Source organism: Pseudobacillus sp. FSL P4-0506, assembly GCF_038003025.1.
GTDB lineage: Bacteria > Bacillota > Bacilli > Bacillales > Domibacillaceae > Pseudobacillus.
The window spans coordinates 1,774,446-1,793,848 of record NZ_JBBOOI010000001.1 but is presented as its reverse complement, the minus strand read 5'-3'; the positions used below and the strand labels follow the sequence as shown (position 1 = coordinate 1,793,848).

Genomic DNA, 19,403 nt, shown 5'->3' with positions numbered 1-19,403 from the left:
AAAAACAATATTCCTCTTTAACAGAGACTTTCATTTAAGAAACTGGTCTTCTCTCACCTGTTTGGCAGGATGTCTATTCTTTTCAAAGATATAGCGCCAAGGTTCACGTTTCTCGGCAACAAGCTGGCAGTCTGTCGCTTTTTCTCCGAACAAAAAGCTGCCCACTATTCAGCGGACAGCTTTGCTTTCTTCATTCTTTTATGAATAACACTCCACGCTTCGTCTTTTCCCTGTCCAGTTTCAGAAGAGAAAATAACGATATCGTCTGTCGGTTCAAATTCGAGCGCTTCTTTCACTACCTTTAAATGCTTTTGCCACTTGCCTTTTGGTATTTTGTCGGCTTTAGTGGCCACGACCACAACAGGGATTTCATAATGCTTTAAAAAATTATACATCATGACATCGTCTTCTGTCGGAGAGTGCCTCAAGTCAACAATCAGCACACATGCCCGCAACTGTTCCCTTGTCGTTAAATACGTTTCAATCATTTTGCCCCATGATTCCCGTTCTTTTTTGGAAACTTTCGCAAATCCATATCCCGGTACATCAACAAAATAAAGTGACTCCTCAATTTTATAAAAATTGAGCGTCTGTGTTTTTCCCGGCTTAGATGAGATCCGAGCCATGCTTTTACGCTGAATCATTTTATTAATAAAAGAGGACTTTCCTACATTAGAGCGTCCAGCTAGCGCAAATTCCGGAAGAGAACCTTCCGGATATTGTGCTGGTTTTACTGCACTGATAACAAGTTCTACTTGATTAACCTTCATAATTTTCTCCTGTCAGCGCAACTTTTAATACATCATCCATGTGAGAGGCAAGAATGTATGTTAAATCGTTGCGCACACTTTCTGGCACATCTTCAATATCTTTCTCATTATCCTGTGGCAGGATAATTGTTTTGAGCCCGGCTCTATGGGCACCAAGCGATTTTTCTTTCACACCGCCAATGGGCAGCACACGGCCACGAAGAGTGATTTCACCGGTCATTCCAACTTCCCGACGAATTGGACGGGCTGTTAATGCTGAGACGAGCGCCGTAGCCATTGTAATGCCGGCAGATGGGCCATCCTTTGGCACAGCGCCTTCCGGGACGTGAATATGAATGTCATATTTCTCGTGGAAGTCAGCTTCAATATTCAGTTCTTCGGCCTTGGAACGAACATAACTGAATGCAGCCTGTGCGGATTCTTTCATTACGTCCCCGAGCTTCCCAGTTAAGATTAGCTTGCCTTTTCCTGGGGACAAGGACACTTCTATTTGCAGTGTATCTCCGCCGGAAGCTGTATAAGCCAGTCCGTTGGCTACACCAACCTGGTTAACCGTTTCAGCCTGTCCATAGCGGAAGATTCGCTTTCCTAAAAATTCTTCCAAGTTCTTACTCGTTACGACTACACGCTTTTTTTCCTCCGAGACGATCATTTTGGCTGTTTTTCGGCAAATTGCTGCAAGCTGACGCTCAAGGCTACGAACGCCCGCTTCACGTGTATAATAACGGACCACATCTTGAATCGCATCATCCCTTACCTGAAGCTGAGATTTTGTGAGCCCATGCTCCTCCACTTGCTTCGGAAGCAAATGGGATTTTGCAATATGAATTTTCTCCAGCTCCGTATAGCCCGCAATTGTAATGATTTCCATCCGGTCGCGAAGAGGGCCTGGGATCGTTGCCAGGTCATTAGCTGTCGCAATGAACATCACTTTCGATAAGTCGTATGTTTCTTCAATGTAATGATCACTAAAGTTAAAGTTTTGCTCAGGGTCCAGCACTTCGAGCATGGCTGCGGACGGATCGCCTCTAAAGTCACTTGACATTTTATCAATTTCATCAAGTAAAAAGACTGGGTTAATTGTCTCTGCTTTTTTCATACCTTGAATAATCCGGCCAGGCATGGCTCCGACATATGTGCGGCGGTGGCCGCGGATTTCTGATTCGTCACGCACGCCGCCAAGAGAAATCCGGACAAAGTTTCTGCCAAGTGATTCGGCAATGGAGCGTGCCAATGATGTTTTACCGACCCCTGGCGGTCCTGCTAAACAAAGAATAGGCCCTTTAAGAGACTGGGTAAGCTGCTGAACAGCCAAATATTCAAGCACACGCTCTTTCACTTTTTCCAATCCATAATGATCTCGATTTAAAATGGCTTCTGCTTTTTCGATATCCAGGTCATCTTTCGTCGCTTTCGTCCACGGCAGTGTAACGAGCCATTCAAGATAGTTGCGGATAACGGCACTTTCTGCCGCGCTTGAAGGAATTTTCTCATAACGATTCAATTCCTTTAAGGCGGTCTTTTTCACATGCTCAGGCATGTCCGCTTCTTCGATTCGTTTCAACAGCTCCTCGACTTCACCGGTTTTTCCTTCTTTATCGCCCAGCTCCTGCTGAATTGCCTTCATTTGCTCACGCAGAAAATATTCTTTTTGTGTGCGCTCCATAGATGTTTTCACACGCTGACCGATTTTCTTCTCTAAATTCAACACTTGCTTTTCGTTATTTAATAAATCAATGATTCGGTTAAGACGGTTCTTTACATCAAACGTCTCAAGAATCTCTTGTTTATCTTTCATTTTAATCGGCAAGTGAGAAGCAATGATATCGGCCAACCGGCCCGGTTCGTCAATATCGGCTACCGTAGAATAGGTTTCTGCAGAAATTTTCTTCGACAGCTTGATATACTGTTCAAAGTACTCCAGCAGTGTGCGCATCAGCGCTTCAGTTTCTATATCTTTTGCTGCATCGTCCTCGTGCACTTCAACTGTTGCCAAATAAAAAGTTTCTTTATCATCAAGCTGCTTAATAACCGCGCGGTTTAGGCCCTCAACGAGTACACGGATGGTTCCATTTGGTAGCTTCAACATTTGTTTTACTTTCGTTAATGTTCCTGTTTCAAACAAATCCTCTCGTAAAGGATCGTCTATATTGGAATCTTTTTGAGTGGATAAAAAAATCAAATGATTGTCTAGCATTGCCTGCTCCAACGCCTCGATCGAGCGATCACGGCCAACATCCAGGTGCAGAACCATTGTAGGGTACACTAATAATCCCCGGAGTGGCAGGAGGGGCACAGTGTGAACAGTTTGATTACTCATAAACATAACCTCCATCACTTCAAACATCAGGCGAAATAGCTGCCTGTTCTCTCTTTTACGCTTTCTGCCGCAAAATAGGTGTTTTGTACAATCTTATCTTATTTAAATAGGAGTGTCCATTATTGAACGGGATATCACCTTCCCGTCTTTTTACCTATTCCTCACTTTGGCAGAAAACAAACAACAGGGCTGCCTTAAAAGTAAAAAAATGATCACTTTATAAGGCAGCCTTTCTTCTGCTATGCTATATTGATTTCTTTTCCTTCGATAAAATATTCCCCGGCTGAACGAGTCCTTTCTGTTCTGCCTGCTTATCAAAGAAATGATCAAATGCTTCTTTAAGCTGGGAAACTGGAATGAGCTCCACCCCTTCCACTTTCTCTAAAAGAAGTGTGTCATTTTCTTTTGGAAAAAGCACCTTTTTTGCCCCCGCTTCTTTAGCGGCTATCACTTTTTGTAAAACTCCCCCGACCGGTTTTATCTGCCCGTGGAGGCCGATTTCTCCCGTAATCGCTGCTGTTCGATCCGCCGGATGATTGTATATTGCTGAATAAATGGATAGTGCTATCGCCGCTCCGGCAGACGGGCCATCTACAGGCATGCCTCCGGGAAAGTTAACAAAAATATCAAACTGCTCCACCGGCACACCCAACGATTTTAGAACGGTCACCGCATTGTCTACTGACCCTTTGGCCATGCTCTTTCGTTTGATTGATTTTGCTGGCTGGTTGAATGTTTCTTCTTCAACAATCCCAGTCACTGTTACTGTCCCTTTGTCTGCCGCAGAAAGAACAGCGGCCTCAATACTAAGAAGAGCTCCACTGTTTGGCCCGGTTACAGCTAGTCCATTAATCAGACCAATTCTTGACTCTTCAGGAATCCGCGATTCCCATTTTGGTGCTAGTCGGCTTGAGCGGATCACCCATTCCACTTCCTCATTGTATATTTCTTTTCGATTCTCCATCATCGCTAGGCCGGAAGCCATCTGTACAAGGTTTACAGCTTCCCGGCCGTTACGGGTATGCCCAGCGATCAGAGCTAGTCCTTTTTCAGAGAGATTCATCCCCGCCTTTTCGGCAGCTTTACGAGCGATATCTGTTAAATGTTTATTATCTAATTCATTGAAATACACTTCTTGACAGCGAGAACGAATGGCAGCTGGGATTTCCTCGGGCTGTTTAGTCGTTGCACCAATCAATCGAAAATCCGCTGGCAGTCCCTTCTTAAAAATATCATGGATGTGTCTTGGAATATTATCATTTTCCTCACTATAGTACACGCTCTCAAGAAGTACTTTTCGATCCTCTAACACTTTTAATAGCTTGTTCATCTGAATAGGGTGCAATTCCCCAATTTCATCAATAAACAAAATACCGCCGTGTGCATTGCTTACTGCCCCTTTTTTAGGCTGAGGAATACCTGCCTGCCCAAGAGCACCAGCCCCTTGATAAATCGGGTCGTGTACAGAGCCGATAAGCGGATCAGCAATGCCTCTCTCATCAAACCGGGCTGTAGTGGCATCCAGTTCCACAAACACTGCAGACGGAGCAAACGGAGAGCGCTTATTCTTTTTTGCTTCCTCAAGCACGAGACGGGCCGCTGCTGTTTTCCCCACTCCCGGCGGCCCATAAATGATGACATGCTGTGGATGGGCGCCGCAAAGAGCTGCTCGCAATGCTTTAATGCCTTCTTCCTGACCAATGATATCTGAAAAATTTTGCGGACGGATTTTTTCAGCAAGCGGCTTTGTCAAAGAAATTGCCCGCATTTTTCCCATAGCTTCCATTTCCTTTTTCGATTCCTTGTCAATCGTTATTCTGCTCGTATGCTGTTTTTTGAGCATCGTGAGAAAATAAAGACTGATAATCAGCCCAAACACAAGCTGACCCGCGATTGCAATTGCTGTCCAATTCATATCGTATCCTCCCATACCAGCAAAGTGAACCCTGCATTGACGGCTGACTTTTCTCCAAAGGTTTACGGTCTTCTGTTCATTCGACTGCTTCCCTTTAATTGTTAATCAACCGTTTTCTTATTCGCCAGTATCGCCTCATTTTGATACTCATAAACAGCAATTCATCCGGAAGTTCTTCTCTCCACGGAAAAAACAGGACAGCCTTCTCATCCTAAGCTGTCCTGTTTTTTCATTTAGTTTATTTTTTTCTTACTTTTCGCCTGGTGCTTCCCTGCTTAAGCGGATGTTTTCGTCAAATCTATCTTTTGTCCATTTTCTCCAAGCAATCTTGGTGCAGCATTGTCAAGAACGGTCTCCTTTGTGATGACACATGTCTTAATATCCTCTCGAGAAGGCAAGTCATACATCACATCGAGCATGATGCTTTCAATAATGGAACGGAGCCCACGGGCACCTGTTTTGCGTTCGATCGCCTTCTTGGCAATCTCACGAAGTGCTCCCTCGTCAAATTCAAGGTCGACTTCATCCAGTTCCATCATTTTTTGATATTGCTTAACGAGCGCATTTTTTGGCTTCGTTAAAATTTCAACGAGCGCTTCTTCGTCAAGCTGCTCAAGGCTCGCAATAACTGGAAGACGACCAATAAATTCAGGGATCAGTCCAAATTTAAGAAGATCTTCCGGTACTAATTTAGATAAAAGAGAGCCATCTGCCGCCTCTTCCTGCTTCGTTTCAAAGCCGAAGCCAATGACCTTTTGGCCAAGGCGGCGTTTAATAATTTGCTCCACTCCATCAAATGCTCCCCCGCAAATAAAAAGAATGTTTGTCGTATCAATTTGGATAAATTCTTGATGAGGATGCTTTCGTCCACCTTGTGGAGGGACACTTGCCACAGTTCCTTCTAAAATTTTCAAAAGAGCCTGCTGTACACCTTCACCGGAAACATCACGCGTAATGGACGGATTTTCAGATTTACGTGCCACTTTATCAATTTCATCGATATAAATGATGCCTTTTTCTGCTTTCTCCACGTCATAGTCAGCCGCTTGGATCAGTTTGAGAAGAATATTTTCCACATCTTCCCCCACATAGCCTGCCTCTGTTAAAGAGGTAGCATCAGCAATCGCAAATGGAACATCTAGAATACGTGCAAGCGTTTGAGCAAGGAGCGTTTTCCCGCTTCCTGTTGGCCCGATTAAACAAATATTACTCTTAGCCAGCTCAACATCGTCCACCTTGCTGTTGGAATTAATACGTTTATAGTGATTATAAACAGCTACAGCGAGCGACTTTTTAGCACGTTCTTGCCCAATAACATAATCATCTAAAATATCACGAATTTCCATCGGCTTCGGTACATCTTTAAATTCTACTTCTTCCTCAGTGCCAAGCTCTTCCTCCACTATTTCAGTGCAAAGCTCGATACACTCATCACATATATATACACCGGGACCAGCTACAAGTTTGCGCACTTGATCCTGTGTTTTACCACAGAAAGAACATTTTAGCTGTCCTTTTTCATCGTTAAACTTGAACAATGTGTTTCACCCCTTATAAATAATAATCGCTTGTCCAGCTACAGGCGCTAGCGCATACACTGATTTCGCTCCCTCTGTCGGAGTCTGAAAAGCGACTCCTCATCCAGAGCCCTAATCCGTTATCACACTAATCGAGCGCCTTTTGCTTTTTGTGTCCAGCTACGCCTCCCTGGAACTCGAGGTCATGAGCCGGTCCGGCTGTGCGGCTAGAAAGCGCCGCTCCTCCGGCCTGCCTTATGCTTGTCGCTCCCATACAGTCGGCTTCGCTTTTCTGTCCAGCTGCAACGCTCCATTCCTTCAGAGTAAACAGACGTCTTTTTTTGAAAACGACATTTGTTTCTCTTCTCTAACAGGCACGCTTCGCTGTTTATTTGCCCTATCCAGCTTTAATGGTTTGCTGCGGCGGGACAGGTAATTATTCTCTCTTCCCCTGTTCAGCTACAAGCATCAACGCACATACTGAACGAGCGCCGTTGGCTCTTTGTAAAAAAGTTATGTATTGCATTGTACCACATTTTTCTCTGTTCAAAAAACAAAAGGTCTTTTGTATATATAATGTGTTACCAGCTTGACTATTACTAAAACATTTTTTCACATTTTCTTGTCAAGCTTTATCTATTTAGGAAGATGAAATCAAACGCTGCAAAGAGTATCATTGCAGCTTGTTATTTCCCTATCCCTATAGAATTCATATGTATGATAGTAAAACAAGTAGGTAGAAAACAAGGCACGAGCAGTTCGCGCCTTGTCTACCTTTATCTATTATTATGCACTAGTTTTGCTGTTTTCCACAAGAAATTCGATTGCTTTGCGAATTTTCAAGTCAGCCTGCATGCCATCTAAGTTGCCCAATGCTTTTTTGATATCTTCTACGGACAAATTAAATTGCTCTGCCATTTTGCTTAATTCTTTTTCTGTATCTTCTTCCGTTGCTTCTAAGTTTTCTGCATCTGCAATCGCTTCAAGCGTCAAGCTTGTGCGTACGCGTGTTTCTGCATTCTCTTTCATTTGTCCGCGAAGGTCTGCTTCACTTTGACCAGAGAATTGATAATACAGGTCAAGGTTCATTCCTTGCATTGAAAGATTTTGTGTGAACTCTTGAAGCATGCGGTCGATTTCATTTTCAACCATCACTTCTGGTACATCGATTTCAGCATTCGCAGCTGCTTTTTCTACAAGCGTATCACGAAGTGTTTGTTCTGCAGCTGTTTTCTTTTGCTCTTCAAGGCGAGTGCGGATTTTCGCTTTCAATTCATCAAGTGTTTCCACATCTTCATCTGTTTCTTTTGCAAATTCATCATTCAGTTCAGGAAGCTCTTGTGCTTTGATTTCGTGAATTTTCACCTTGAATACAGCTGGTTTGCCTGCAAGCTCTTCTGCATGGTACTCTTCAGGGAAAGTAACTTCTACCTCTTTCTCTTCACCAGAAGCTACGCCGATCAACTGCTCTTCAAACCCAGGAATAAACGTGCCAGAGCCGATTACTAAAGAATAGTTTTCTGCTGTACCGCCTTCAAACACTTCTCCATTAACAGAACCTTCAAAGTCAAGGACAACAGTGTCGCCATCTTCTACTTTGCCATCTTCTTTTACAACAAGTTCAGCATGACGCTTTTGCAGAGCAGTCAGTTCTTCCTGAACGTCTTCATCTGTTACTTCTGTGCTTAACTGTTCTGCTTCAAGCCCTTTATATTCGCCAAGCTTTACTTCAGGCTTTACTGTAACAGTCGCTTTGAAAATTAGCTCTTTGCCTTTTTCCATTTGCTCAATGTCAATCTCAGGACGGTCAACAGGATCGATTCCTGCTTCTTCAACTGCTTTCCCGTATGCTTCTGGAAGAATAATATCCAGTGCATCTTGATAAAGAGACTCTACACCGAAGCGCTTTTCAAACAAAGCACGTGGCATTTTTCCTTTACGGAAACCAGGTACGTTAATATTCTTTACTACTTTTTTAAATGCGGCATCTAAACCGTTGTTTACTGTTTCCGCATCTACTTCTACTGTTAGAACCCCTTGGTTCCCTTCTTGCTTTTCCCATTTAGCAGACATAAAGTTCCCTCCAAAAATCTATAAATTGATCATCATGAACATTATAAGTTGTTCGGCCGCCCTATGTATATTTCTCTTACACAAAAAGGACACATTATGACCTTTACATTATACCATACGTTTTTTCTCTTTCAACCAAAAGCCTACATGATCGGTGAAGAAATTTCATCTAGTTTTCTTATAAAATTAAGGCTCAGCTGCACATCCTCTTCCTGCTCATTTTCCTTTACCACCCCTGCGCCTTCATAATATGAGCGTAGCTGATAGAGCGATGCTTTTGCCCATCCCGCAGGAGAAATTTCTTCCGGTTCAAACGGATATAGAAGAAAAAAATGGCGTTTTACCATTTCTTTCGCCTGCTCCAGTTGAACAGGGTCCTTATCGGCCAGCTCTTCCTCAAGAAAAGAAACCACTTGTTTAAAATAATCCTTCTCAAAGGCATCTACCAATTGCGCTGGAATAACCGTTCCCACAAAACAGAGTTTCTTCACCGTGACCATCTTTTCAATCCCATGCTCTTTTAACACATTGAGAACGAGCGTTTGCAGAAAAGGATGGGCATCCTCTTTCTCGAGCATTGCTTTTAGCTCATTATAATATGGATGAATATTTACATGGGCAAGCTCCATTAATTTCAACGTTTGTTCACGTAAGCTTTCTTCGCCAGTAAATAACATTTCCCACTTTGTTTCAGGAGAATCCATCATCTTTTGGCTCAATTCAAGCAGCCTACCGAAATAGTCTCGCTTGTTTTCTGGCAGCTGCTTTTCCTCCATGAGAGCTGACAGCGTGGAGAAAATAGTATTGTATTGTTTTTGCTGCATAAGAATGAGTACATAAATATCTAGTACATCATAATAGTCCCCAAGACCTTTATGAAGCATGTCACTGCATAATTCCAAGGCCCTTTCGTAACGGCCGCTTTCGTATAGCGCTAATAAAAGGGCTGTCTTTACGTCTCCCTCTTCAGCAAGCGGATATTTTAACGCTTCCGATAAAAAGGAGGCCGCCTCATCATAGTCTTTCTTCTCAAGTGCCGCTCGTCCTTTTTGAATAAGCGCTTGAGCTGTTCCTGGAAAAATAAATACATTTCCTTTTCTATCCCACTTTTTTTTCTTCATAGTCAGTCACCCGATTGTCTTTAGCTCTATGAAAACAGCAACTGCTTTCATTCCTTTTTCTGTATTTCTGTAAGTGTAGCATGTCTGTTTCGAAAAAAAAAGCCAGGAGCGAAGGAGCAAAGTTCCATTCACCTTAAAATAAGAGACACACGCAAGAATAATAAAATAAATTCCAGAATAAAAACCTTCCAAGCAATTGCCTGGAAGGTTGGTTTACTTATGTATGGCGTCCCAGGAGAGATTCGAACTCCCGACCGACGGCTTAGAAGGCCGTTGCTCTATCCAGCTGAGCTACTGGGACAATTTCTAAAAAATTTTGAACTAGTTATGTAAGACATTTACTATAATAACAACCCATAAAAAAATTGTCAATGCGTTTTTGATAATTTTTTCTTTTATTGTATAGAAAAAACTTATTCTGCATGAAAAAGAGAAGTTCGGTCCAAAAAGTTAGCGAAGATCAAGCTTTCCGGACCGCTTCTTTCAAGAGTATAGAACCGGCCAATGAAAAAAGTCCATGGATAAACGCCTGATAACTGCTTTTATTGTATACAGAAAAGCCAGCAAAGTATACCTACCTACTTTTTAAAATGAAAATGTACAACTTAGCTCTGTCAATTCCCGATGGGTGTCATCGAAAAAGCGGATCACAGCCTGCTGCTTGTCCGTTTCTACAAGAGCATACGTTTTCTCACGCCGGCCGCGCGGCATCGCAATGCTCCCTGGATTTAAGAAGAGGGTGTCACCAATCTTTTCTGCTCCTAATATATGAGAGTGGCCGAAAAAGGTTAAATCTGCTCCATATTCCTGTGCCTTATAAGTTAATTTCATGAGGGACATCTTTACATCATAACGATGGCCATGAGTAATAAATATTCTCTTGCCCTTGACTCCCTCTACTACATCATATGGAAATTCTTCTTCGGCATCGCAATTGCCTCTCACAACAAGATAGCCTTCAATAGCAGGATCATCAGCGCTAAGCTCAGAATCTCCACAATGAATGAAGACATCCACTTCTTCTTCATAGCGCTGTTTTATCTCTGCCAAAATTTCGCTCCACCCGTGACTATCACTCACTACTAATGCCTTCATCCAGTTTCACCACCAATCAGTTCTGGAAGCATTCTTCCCAATTTCCTCATAGCCACTCCACGGTGGCTGACGCTGTTTTTCTCTTCCGGCTGCAATTCTGCCATTGTTCTCTCAAAGTCCTCCAGCCAAAAGATCGGATCATACCCAAAGCCATTTTCCCCTTTTTTCATCATTGTGATCTTGCCCTCACACGTTCCTGATACCGTTACCGTTTCTTTGCCTGGACGGGCAATCGCCAATACACAATGAAAACGGGCTGTTCGTTTTTCCATCGGCAGTCCTTGAAGTTCAGCAAGCACTTTTTGAATATTTGCTTCATCGTCCTTATCGGCACCCGCATAGCGTGCGGAGTATACGCCCGGACGGCCTTCAAGTGCGTCGATACTTAACCCCGAATCATCGGCAATAACAAGCTGTCCCGTCTCATTCGATATTGTTTTTGCTTTCAGGATGGCGTTTTCCTCGAAAGTCTCACCTGTTTCTTCCACATCAGCTAACGCCGGATAGTCAATCAGCGTTTTTACATCCATCCCGTAATCTGCAAATAAACTTGAAAACTCTTTTGCTTTTCCTTTGTTTTTGGTTGCTATAATTACTGTTTTCATTCCGCTGCTCCTTTTGCCTGACTGCCGATTTTCCCGGCAATTTCTCCTAAAGCGGCTGATTGAATAGTAAATAAGCTCGTTATTCCTGTCTGGGCAAGCTCCAAAAGCTGCTGTAGATCATTAATAGAAAACGTCGCTTCTTCTCCTGTTCCTTGTAATTCCACAAATTCATTGTTGCCAGTCATCACTATGTTCATGTCTACTTCCGCCTGGCTATCTTCTATGTAATTTAAATCTAACACAGGTCCATGCTCTTGGACGATTCCCACGCTTGTCGCTGCAAGAAAGTCGGTAACCGGAAACGATGGCAATCCTTTTTCCTCATACAACTTATTTAAAGCGAGAGTCAAAGCGACAAAGGCTCCACTTATAGAAGCTGTCCGCGTACCGCCATCTGCTTGAATCACATCACAGTCAACCCAAACGGTCCGCTCGCCAATCACTTCTAAATTTACAATCGCTCTAAGGGCACGACCAATCAGGCGCTGAATTTCCATTGTTCTTCCCGATACTTTTCCTTTGGAGGATTCGCGAATGTTTCGTTGTCCAGTGGCCCTCGGCAACATAGAATACTCAGCGGAAATCCAGCCCTTTCCGCTCCCTCTCATGAATGGAGGCACACGCTCCTCAATGCTCGCTGTACAAATCACTTTTGTGTCACCAACCTGGATTAGCACTGATCCTTCTGGATGTTTTAAATAATTAGTCTCGATATGTACATCTCTCAATTCATGTGCTTGTCTTCCATCAAATCTCATCCTAATTCCCTCCGTTATTTCATTTGGTCCGCATCTTCCTATAGTAGCACTTTTCTTTCAGACATAAAAAAGAAATCATTCACCTAAGCCCTCTGACAGCAGACGGTTAGATAGATGATTATCAGAAAAGTCACTTGCATATACGGTCTGTTAAAGGGAAGGGAGCCTTTCACAAATCAACCGGATTTACCACATCCGGCCGTGTTACGGAGCTGCTCAGCGGCTTTCCTTGTTCAGTCGTAATATTAGAACTGCCGCCGACTTGAAGAGCCAGACTCTCAATTTGAGTTCCTTCCGTTAAAGACAAAGCGAGTGATTTTAATATATGCTCGGATACCATTTTGTTTTCAAAGCTCCCAAGAATGGCTTCATTGAAATTCAGGGTAACCCGCCCCTCTTTAATTACAGGCTTTTCTAGTAATTCAGCCTCCGGTAAGAACTCTGTTACAAGACCTGAATTGGCGCGCGGCCCCTTTGCCAGCTCCTTAACGATAGCGGTAATTTGATCTTCTTCCGCATTACTTACACGTTTGGTGACAGGCACGTAATAATAGCCTTCTCCTTCCTGGGCCATATAATATACAGTTACTGGTCTTGTATTGATAATGTCAACCACTCCTGATGTATCTATATTAATCCCAGCCTGCCGCGTCAGTCCCTCTTCATCAAGCGCCATCTTTCCAACTGGCATTTCTGAAAGCGATTGTCCGTTCACCTGTAGCTTGACCCTCTCCACTGAATCAAATTGTGTTAATGTCCAAGCAATGGATTGAACAATTCTTTCTTCATCTGCCTCGTCATATTCTTTAAATTCAGGTGAAAAGTCAACTGTTGCAGTTCCCTCTTTAATGTCTACGCTCTTCACTTGTGTACCGGCTGGCAAAACAGCCCGAAAACCATTGGGAATACTGTTAGATACAGGCCCCTCTGCTACCAGATACTCCAGCGCCTGCTTGGCCAAACTTTTTGTATTTGGAAGCGGCATCGTTTGGGAAACCACATAGCCATTCTTATCGATTAAGTATAACTCTGTCATGACCATATCTTTTTTCTGCGCGGCTTTCTGTCCCTCTTCACCGGACAAGCTGTCCGTATAAACAACGGATTGCGGAGGATCAATTTTTTCCTTTTTCTCTTCAGGCCATAATCCGCAGCCAGCTGTATAAACGGAAGAAATCAAAATGACTGCCACTGCTGCCGTTTTCTTTTTTCGCATAACTACCCCTCCTAAAACTGTTTGTACTAAATATACGGGTGTTTCGAAAACTTAGAACCGGCTTGGCCAAATCTTCTATTCTTACCAGCACAGACAACAAAAAAACCGCTTAGTTGCCTAAGCGGATCGCTTCGATGTGTAATTCCTTTTCCTGCAGCCAATCAGAAGCAATTTCGTAAAATAACTCCTTCGAGCCTGTTGTATAAAAAACATGTGGCAGTCGAGGAGTGTCCTTGGCCAACAGCTTTTTATAATCAAGAATAGCACTTACCTCACGAGCCGTTTCTTCCCCTGAACTAATAACCTGTACCCGGTCACCAAGAGACTTAGCTATAATCGGTTCGAGCAGAGGATAATGAGTGCATCCTAAAATCACCGTATCAATATTAGTATTTTTCAAAGGAGTCAGCGTCTCTGCCACAACCTTTTCAGCCATTGGTCCCTTGTATTCCCCACTTTCCACGAGAGGAACGAATTTTGGACAGGCGAGGGAAGTAACAATCGCCTTTTTATTTATCGAAGTAAGCATTTTTTCATAAGCACCGCTTCTTATCGTACCTATCGTTCCGAGCACGCCAATCTGATCGTTTCTCGTCTGCTTAATAGCCGCTCTTGCTCCTGGGTGAATCACACCGATAACTGGAATGGACAAGGCTGTCCGAATTTCTTCGAGCACAACCGCCGTAGCCGTATTACACGCAATAACAAGCATCTTGATCTTCTTTTCTATTAAAAAACGGGTCATCTCCCAAGTGTATTCGCTAACTTCCTCTGCCGGCCTTGGACCATACGGGCAGCGGGCAGTATCTCCCGTATAATAAATCGTTTCATTTGGAAGCTGGCGCATGATCTCTTTAGCTACCGTCAGGCCGCCTACTCCCGAATCAATTACACCGATCGGTCTATTCACTTTTCTCGCCTCATTTTACTTTCATTTCCTGATGCATTTTCTCTAGGTTGCTTTTTAAAGACAAGATTTCATCTTCACTGAAATCTTGTAAAATCTGCTGGACATACAACTGGCGCTTCTTTATTACCTCTTCAATCATGCTCGCACCTTCTTTTAGCAGATGAATGCGGACAATCCGGCGATCATTCATATCTTTGACCCGTTCAACAAGCTTATTTCGCTCCATTCGGTCAATTAAGTCTGTCGTTGTACTAAAAGCCAAAAACATTTTTGTGGACAACTCTCCAATGGTCATATCTCCCTCTTCAAATAACCATTGCAAAGCAATAAACTGAGGAGGAGTAATCTTGTAATCACTTAATATTTCTCGGCCTTTTTGTTTAATAATCCCGTTTATGTATCGTAATTCTTTTTCAATATCCGCGACGAAGTCGAGCGACTGCTCAAAATCTGCTTCCATGTTTTGCACTCCTTACTCATCGTTCCCTTTTTCAAAACCACACCTACAAACTCATTTACCTGTTTATTTTCGCTTTTTTCCTTGTAAAATGCAAGGTAAAGAAGGCATAAAAACGCAAGCTATAACAATTACCTCACTATACTTATTCTTCATTAAATGGAAATCACCGTATGAGGAGAGGGAGAATGATCCTTAAAAAAATAACTAGCTTTATAGCCACATGGTTTATTTTATGTGGAGCGACTTATGGTCTCCCTTTGTTAAAGGACAGATTTTTTCGATTATTCCTTTTTCATCGGAGGAATGGGTGTGATATTCATTAAGCTTTTCCGCTCATCCGATGGTTTTCCTAACGATAGCATAGATAGGCCCTTATAAAGCCGAACAGCATGAGGCAAAACTGGCAATCAACATCTTTTCGGTCCCCTAACTAGTTTTTATGCAGCCATTCTATCAGTTGAATGCTGCTTTATTATCGATCATATTTTTAAAACAGCCGCTTTACGCAAAGGCAAAACAGATGGCGGTCCAGCGGACGCCATCTGTCTTCTTAAAGCTTTAATTCACCCATCCTGAGCAATTCAACGATTGCCTGCGCCCGTCCTTTCACCCCGAGCTTTTGAATGGAATTTGAAATATGGTTGCGGACCGTCTTTTCACTGATAAATAGTTCCTCAGCAATTTCTCTTGTAGTCCGATCCTGCACGAGCAATTCAAATACTTCTTTTTCTCTCTTTGTTAATAGCGGTTTACGATCAAAGCGATGCTCCCTCACTTGACATGTACCCTCCTCGCTTCCGCCAGCTTCTGATCACTTAATCAATGGAACGGCCGTTACGGTATCATATGTGAGGGAACAGAGAATTGACAGTGGAGTCACAAAATTCCCTGTTATTTTTATTTTTATCATTCTATCGGGTTACTGGCCGAGTAATTTTTCCTTTAACTCTGTTGTGAATGAAATCGCTTTGCCTGTCTTTGGAGAAATTTGCACAAGCGTTCCTCTGCCGACAAAGCACACTCTTCCGTCTTCTGTTGTCCCTTTGTAATGAATATCACAGGAAGAACGTCCAAAACTATCTACTTTGACACCGATGGATAACTTCTCGCCAAAAAATACCTGTTCTAAAAAATCACATTGTAAATCAGCGACAACCGGAATGCTTTCACTTTTTTGGCTAAGCCATTCATCCTTCAAGCCTCTAGCTGCTAAAAACTCAATGCGCGCTTCTTCGAAATAAACAAACGGCACTGTATTATTTAAATGACCAAACATATCAGTTTCGGAAAAACGCACTTTGATTGGATGAAAAAAGCTGAATCCTTTTTGCCACTGTTCAAAATCTTCAATATAAGAAAACTTCTTCATCACTGTTCCCCCTTTGTTCTACAAAAAACAGCCTCCAGCTGAAACAGCTGAAGGCTGGAGTCAATTAATCTACTTGATGATCGCTTCCGAAGAAGTTACGGAAAGATTGCACAGTAGCTGCTCTGTTCATTGCTGCAATGGATGTCGTTAAAGGAATTCCTTTTGGACATGCCTGCACACAGTTTTGAGAGTTTCCGCAATCTTGCAAGCCGCCATCACCCATTAATGCATTCAATCGTTCATCTCTATTCATTGCACCAGTTGGATGGGAATTGAATAAGCGAACAAGAGAAATGAATGCAGGACCGATAAAGTCAGATTTGCTGTTTACATTCGGACATGCTTCCAAACAAACACCGCAAGTCATACATTTAGATAATTCATATGCCCACTGGCGTTTTCTTTCTGGCATACGCGGACCAGGTCCAAGTTCGTACGTGCCATCAATTGGAATCCAAGCTTTGATTCGTTTCATTGAATCAAACATGCGCTCCCGGTCAATCTGTAAATCACGAACAACCGGGAATGTGCTCATCGGCGCCAGGCGAACAGGCTGTTCCAGCTTATCGATCAAAGCTGTACAAGCTTGACGCGGCTTACCGTTAATAACCATTGAACAAGCACCACAGACTTCTTCAAGACAGTTCATATCCCAGGCAACCGGTGTTGTTTTCTCACCTTTAGCGTTAACCGGGTTACGCTGAATTTCCATGAGCGCTGAAATAACGTTCATATTCGGGCGATATGGGAGAACGAATTCTTCTTCATACGGAGCCGAATTCAGTGCGTCTTGACGAGTAATAATAAAGCGAACTGTTTTATTTTCACTCATCTTTATTTCTCCTCCTTGTTTTTCGTATAGTCACGTTTGCGTGGAGGGATCAAGGAAACATCTACCTCTTCGTAATGGAAAGCAGGAGCTTGGTTCTCCCCTTTAAATGTTGCCATTGTTGTTTTCAGGAAGTCCTCATCGTTACGATCCGGGAAGTCCGGCTTGTAGTGAGCTCCACGGCTCTCATCACGGTTAAGAGCTCCGATTGTAATTACACGGGCAAGATGAAGCATGTTTTTCAACTGACGAGTAAAGGCCGCGCCCTGGTTGCTCCATTTCGCTGTATCGTTAATATTGATGTTTTTATATCGTTCCATCAACTCAACAATTTTATTGTCTGTTTCTTTAAGCTTATCATTGTAGCGGACAACTGTAACATTGGCTGTCATCCACTCACCGAGCTCTTTATGAAGCAAGTAGGCATTTTCCTTGCCGTCCAAGGACATGATATCATTCCATTTTGCTTCTTCTTGTTTCACATATCTATCAAAAACAGAGGAAGAAATGGCATCCGCTGATTTTTCTAATCCATGAATGTATTTTACCGCATTCGGGCCGGCAACCATTCCGCCATAAATAGCAGACAGAAGGGAATTCGCACCTAGGCGGTTCGCACCATGCTGTGAGTAATCACACTCACCAGCTGCGAATAAACCAGGAATATTTGTTTGTTGCTCATAGTCCACCCATAGTCCACCCATTGAATAGTGAACAGCAGGGAAGATTTTCATTGGTACTTTACGTGGATCTTCACCCATAAACTTTTCATAAATTTCAATGATACCGCCAAGCTTAATATCAAGCTCATGCGGATCTTTATGAGAAAGATCAAGGTATACCATGTTCTCTCCGTTAATACCAAGTTTTTGATTTACGCACACATCAAAAATTTCACGTGTCGCAATGTCACGTGGTACGAGGTTTCCATATGCCGGATATTTTTCTTCTAAGAAGTACCATGGCTTACCGTCTTTATATGTCCAAATCCGTCCGCCTTCTCCGCGTGCTGATTCACTCATAAGACGAAGTTTGTCGTCTCCTGGAATAGCTGTTGGGTGAATTTGGATAAATTCGCCGTTTGCATAATTTACACCTTGCTGATAAACGATAGAAGCTGCAGACCCTGTATTAATAACAGAGTTCGTAGACTTACCAAAAATAATACCAGGCCCTCCGGTAGCCATGATAACGGCATCACCAGGGAATGATTGGATGTGCATATCCCGTAAATTCTGAGCAACGACCCCACGACAAATGTTTTCGTCATCAAGAATTACACCGAGGAATTCCCATCCTTCATATTTTGTAACTAGTCCTGCTACTTCAAAGCGTCGAACCTGCTCGTCCAATGCATATAAAAGCTGCTGGCCTGTTGTCGCTCCAGCAAATGCTGTCCGGTGATGCTGCGTACCGCCGAAACGACGGAAGTCAAGCAATCCTTCTGGAGTTCGGTTAAACATAACTCCCATACGGTCCATTAAATTGATGATGCCCGGCGCAGCCTCTGCCATTGCTTTTACAGGTGGCTGGTTCGCTAAAAAGTCGCCGCCATAAACTGTGTCATCAAAGTGAATATAAGGTGAATCGCCCTCACCTTTTGTGTTAACCGCACCATTAATGCCGCCTTGCGCGCATACAGAGTGGGAGCGTTTAACGGGAACTAGAGAAAACAAGTCAACCTGTGTTCCTGCTTCTGCTGCTTTAATTGTAGCCATTAAACCGGCCAATCCGCCGCCGACTACAACAATTTTTCCATTACTCATTGAGACTCACTCCTTTTTCTCCCAAATCCAAACTTAACTTAATTCAAGAACTTACTTATACGAACGCAAGAATTGCACTAACACCTACATAAGAAAGCGCAACAAAAATAACCATTGTGACATATGTCATAATGCGCTGTGAACGAGGAGAAACAGTAATTCCCCAGCTTACACTGAAAGACCACAGACCATTAGCAAAGTGGAATACAGTTGAGATGACACCAATTATGTAAAAACCAATCATTAATGGATTAGAAAATACATCCGCCATCATTTGGAAATCCACTTCAGCGCCAAGGGCCGCCTGAATTCTTGTTTCCCATACGTGCCACGCAATGAATACAAGCGTAATCACACCAGATACACGTTGCAAGAAGAACATAACGTTCCGGAAATAGCCGAATCTGCCAATGTTGTTTTTCGCTGTAAAAGCAATATACAATCCGTAAATAGCATGGAATAACAGTGGTAGGAAAATAACAAATGTTTCCAATAAATAACGGAATGGCAAACCTTCCATAACACCGGCAGCTTGGTTAAATGCCTCCTCGCCTTTTGTTGCAAAGTGGTTTACGACTAAGTGTTGCGTTAAGAACAACCCTACAGGTATGACACCAAGCAATGAGTGCAGCCTGCGATAAAAAAATTCTCGGTTGTCAGCCATGTTTTACCCCCCTTA

At 42.9% G+C, this 19,403-nt stretch carries 17 protein-coding genes and 1 tRNA gene; all 18 read right to left on the bottom strand.

Annotation, left to right across the window (positions count from 1 at the left end):
- Window positions 1-164 precede the first annotated feature (164 nt).
- The 18 genes from yihA to MKZ02_RS08675 all read right to left on the bottom strand — a co-directional run bounded on the left by yihA (window position 165) and on the right by MKZ02_RS08675 (window position 19,388).
- Window positions 165-770, bottom strand: a complete 606-nt coding sequence (gene yihA, locus MKZ02_RS08760) for a ribosome biogenesis GTP-binding protein YihA/YsxC (protein ID WP_120033485.1) — start codon at window positions 768-770, stop codon at window positions 165-167.
- Window positions 760-3,090, bottom strand: a complete 2,331-nt coding sequence (lon, locus tag MKZ02_RS08755) for an endopeptidase La (protein ID WP_120033487.1) — start codon at window positions 3,088-3,090, stop codon at window positions 760-762. The genes yihA and lon overlap by 11 nt, the downstream gene beginning before the upstream one ends.
- Window positions 3,091-3,334: 244 nt before the next feature.
- Window positions 3,335-5,005 carry an ATP-dependent protease LonB gene (lonB, locus tag MKZ02_RS08750; RefSeq protein WP_340853084.1) on the bottom strand — a complete coding sequence of 557 codons (1,671 nt, stop codon included), beginning with the start codon at window positions 5,003-5,005 and terminating at the stop codon, window positions 3,335-3,337.
- 275 nt (window positions 5,006-5,280) lie between these two features.
- Entirely contained in the window at window positions 5,281-6,543 is a 1,263-nt protein-coding gene (clpX, locus tag MKZ02_RS08745; protein ID WP_340853082.1) for an ATP-dependent protease ATP-binding subunit ClpX, read from the bottom strand.
- 765 nt (window positions 6,544-7,308) lie between these two features.
- Entirely contained in the window at window positions 7,309-8,595 is a 1,287-nt protein-coding gene (gene tig, locus MKZ02_RS08740) for a trigger factor (protein ID WP_120033493.1), read from the bottom strand.
- Window positions 8,596-8,738: 143 nt separating this feature from the next.
- Window positions 8,739-9,716 (bottom strand): tetratricopeptide repeat protein, encoded by a 978-nt coding sequence (locus MKZ02_RS08735; protein WP_120033495.1) that lies wholly within the window; start codon window positions 9,714-9,716, stop codon window positions 8,739-8,741.
- A 224-nt stretch (window positions 9,717-9,940) separates the two neighbouring features.
- Window positions 9,941-10,017: transfer RNA gene (locus MKZ02_RS08730), tRNA-Arg, on the bottom strand.
- Between the two features lie 284 nt (window positions 10,018-10,301).
- On the bottom strand, window positions 10,302-10,811 hold the full coding sequence (locus tag MKZ02_RS08725; RefSeq protein ID WP_340853081.1) for a metallophosphoesterase family protein: 510 nt from the start codon (window positions 10,809-10,811) through the stop codon (window positions 10,302-10,304).
- A complete protein-coding gene (locus MKZ02_RS08720; protein WP_340853079.1) occupies window positions 10,808-11,416 on the bottom strand; it encodes an XTP/dITP diphosphatase in 609 nt (202 codons plus the stop codon). The genes MKZ02_RS08725 and MKZ02_RS08720 overlap by 4 nt, the downstream gene beginning before the upstream one ends.
- Window positions 11,413-12,174, bottom strand: coding sequence for a ribonuclease PH (gene rph / locus MKZ02_RS08715; protein ID WP_340853077.1), 762 nt, complete (start codon window positions 12,172-12,174; stop codon window positions 11,413-11,415). Before rph ends, MKZ02_RS08720 begins: the two co-directional genes overlap by 4 nt.
- A gap of 169 nt (window positions 12,175-12,343) precedes the next feature.
- Entirely contained in the window at window positions 12,344-13,390 is a 1,047-nt protein-coding gene (locus MKZ02_RS08710) for a GerMN domain-containing protein (RefSeq protein WP_120033506.1), read from the bottom strand.
- 109 nt (window positions 13,391-13,499) lie between these two features.
- Window positions 13,500-14,300, bottom strand: coding sequence for a glutamate racemase (gene racE / locus MKZ02_RS08705; RefSeq protein ID WP_120033508.1), 801 nt, complete (start codon window positions 14,298-14,300; stop codon window positions 13,500-13,502).
- A 10-nt stretch (window positions 14,301-14,310) separates the two neighbouring features.
- Window positions 14,311-14,760 carry a MarR family winged helix-turn-helix transcriptional regulator gene (locus MKZ02_RS08700; protein ID WP_120033510.1) on the bottom strand — a complete coding sequence of 150 codons (450 nt, stop codon included), beginning with the start codon at window positions 14,758-14,760 and terminating at the stop codon, window positions 14,311-14,313.
- A gap of 550 nt (window positions 14,761-15,310) precedes the next feature.
- On the bottom strand, window positions 15,311-15,535 hold the full coding sequence (locus MKZ02_RS08695) for a helix-turn-helix domain-containing protein (RefSeq protein WP_041097586.1): 225 nt from the start codon (window positions 15,533-15,535) through the stop codon (window positions 15,311-15,313).
- Window positions 15,536-15,679: 144 nt separating this feature from the next.
- On the bottom strand, window positions 15,680-16,129 hold the full coding sequence (locus tag MKZ02_RS08690) for an acyl-CoA thioesterase (RefSeq protein WP_340853067.1): 450 nt from the start codon (window positions 16,127-16,129) through the stop codon (window positions 15,680-15,682).
- A gap of 64 nt (window positions 16,130-16,193) precedes the next feature.
- Window positions 16,194-16,961 (bottom strand): succinate dehydrogenase iron-sulfur subunit, encoded by a 768-nt coding sequence (gene sdhB / locus MKZ02_RS08685; RefSeq protein WP_120033514.1) that lies wholly within the window; start codon window positions 16,959-16,961, stop codon window positions 16,194-16,196.
- Between the two features lie 2 nt (window positions 16,962-16,963).
- Window positions 16,964-18,724, bottom strand: coding sequence for a succinate dehydrogenase flavoprotein subunit (gene sdhA / locus MKZ02_RS08680; RefSeq protein ID WP_120033516.1), 1,761 nt, complete (start codon window positions 18,722-18,724; stop codon window positions 16,964-16,966).
- Window positions 18,725-18,779: 55 nt separating this feature from the next.
- A complete protein-coding gene (locus tag MKZ02_RS08675) occupies window positions 18,780-19,388 on the bottom strand; it encodes a succinate dehydrogenase cytochrome b558 subunit (RefSeq protein WP_120033518.1) in 609 nt (202 codons plus the stop codon).
- Window positions 19,389-19,403: the final 15 nt, after the last annotated feature.

Coding starts and splice junctions, on each gene's coding strand:
- yihA (WP_120033485.1), bottom strand. CDS start 770: ATGAAGGTTAATCAAGTAGAACTTGTTATCAGTGCAGTAAAACCAGCA.
- lon (WP_120033487.1), bottom strand. CDS start 3,090: ATGAGTAATCAAACTGTTCACACTGTGCCCCTCCTGCCACTCCGGGGA.
- lonB (WP_340853084.1), bottom strand. CDS start 5,005: ATGAATTGGACAGCAATTGCAATCGCGGGTCAGCTTGTGTTTGGGCTG.
- tig (WP_120033493.1), bottom strand. CDS start 8,595: ATGTCTGCTAAATGGGAAAAGCAAGAAGGGAACCAAGGGGTTCTAACA.
- MKZ02_RS08735 (WP_120033495.1), bottom strand. CDS start 9,716: ATGAAGAAAAAAAAGTGGGATAGAAAAGGAAATGTATTTATTTTTCCA.
- MKZ02_RS08725 (WP_340853081.1), bottom strand. CDS start 10,811: ATGAAGGCATTAGTAGTGAGTGATAGTCACGGGTGGAGCGAAATTTTG.
- MKZ02_RS08720 (WP_340853079.1), bottom strand. CDS start 11,416: ATGAAAACAGTAATTATAGCAACCAAAAACAAAGGAAAAGCAAAAGAG.
- rph (WP_340853077.1), bottom strand. CDS start 12,174: ATGAGATTTGATGGAAGACAAGCACATGAATTGAGAGATGTACATATC.
- MKZ02_RS08710 (WP_120033506.1), bottom strand. CDS start 13,390: ATGCGAAAAAAGAAAACGGCAGCAGTGGCAGTCATTTTGATTTCTTCC.
- MKZ02_RS08700 (WP_120033510.1), bottom strand. CDS start 14,760: ATGGAAGCAGATTTTGAGCAGTCGCTCGACTTCGTCGCGGATATTGAA.
- MKZ02_RS08690 (WP_340853067.1), bottom strand. CDS start 16,129: ATGAAGAAGTTTTCTTATATTGAAGATTTTGAACAGTGGCAAAAAGGA.
- sdhB (WP_120033514.1), bottom strand. CDS start 16,961: ATGAGTGAAAATAAAACAGTTCGCTTTATTATTACTCGTCAAGACGCA.
- sdhA (WP_120033516.1), bottom strand. CDS start 18,724: ATGAGTAATGGAAAAATTGTTGTAGTCGGCGGCGGATTGGCCGGTTTA.
- MKZ02_RS08675 (WP_120033518.1), bottom strand. CDS start 19,388: ATGGCTGACAACCGAGAATTTTTTTATCGCAGGCTGCACTCATTGCTT.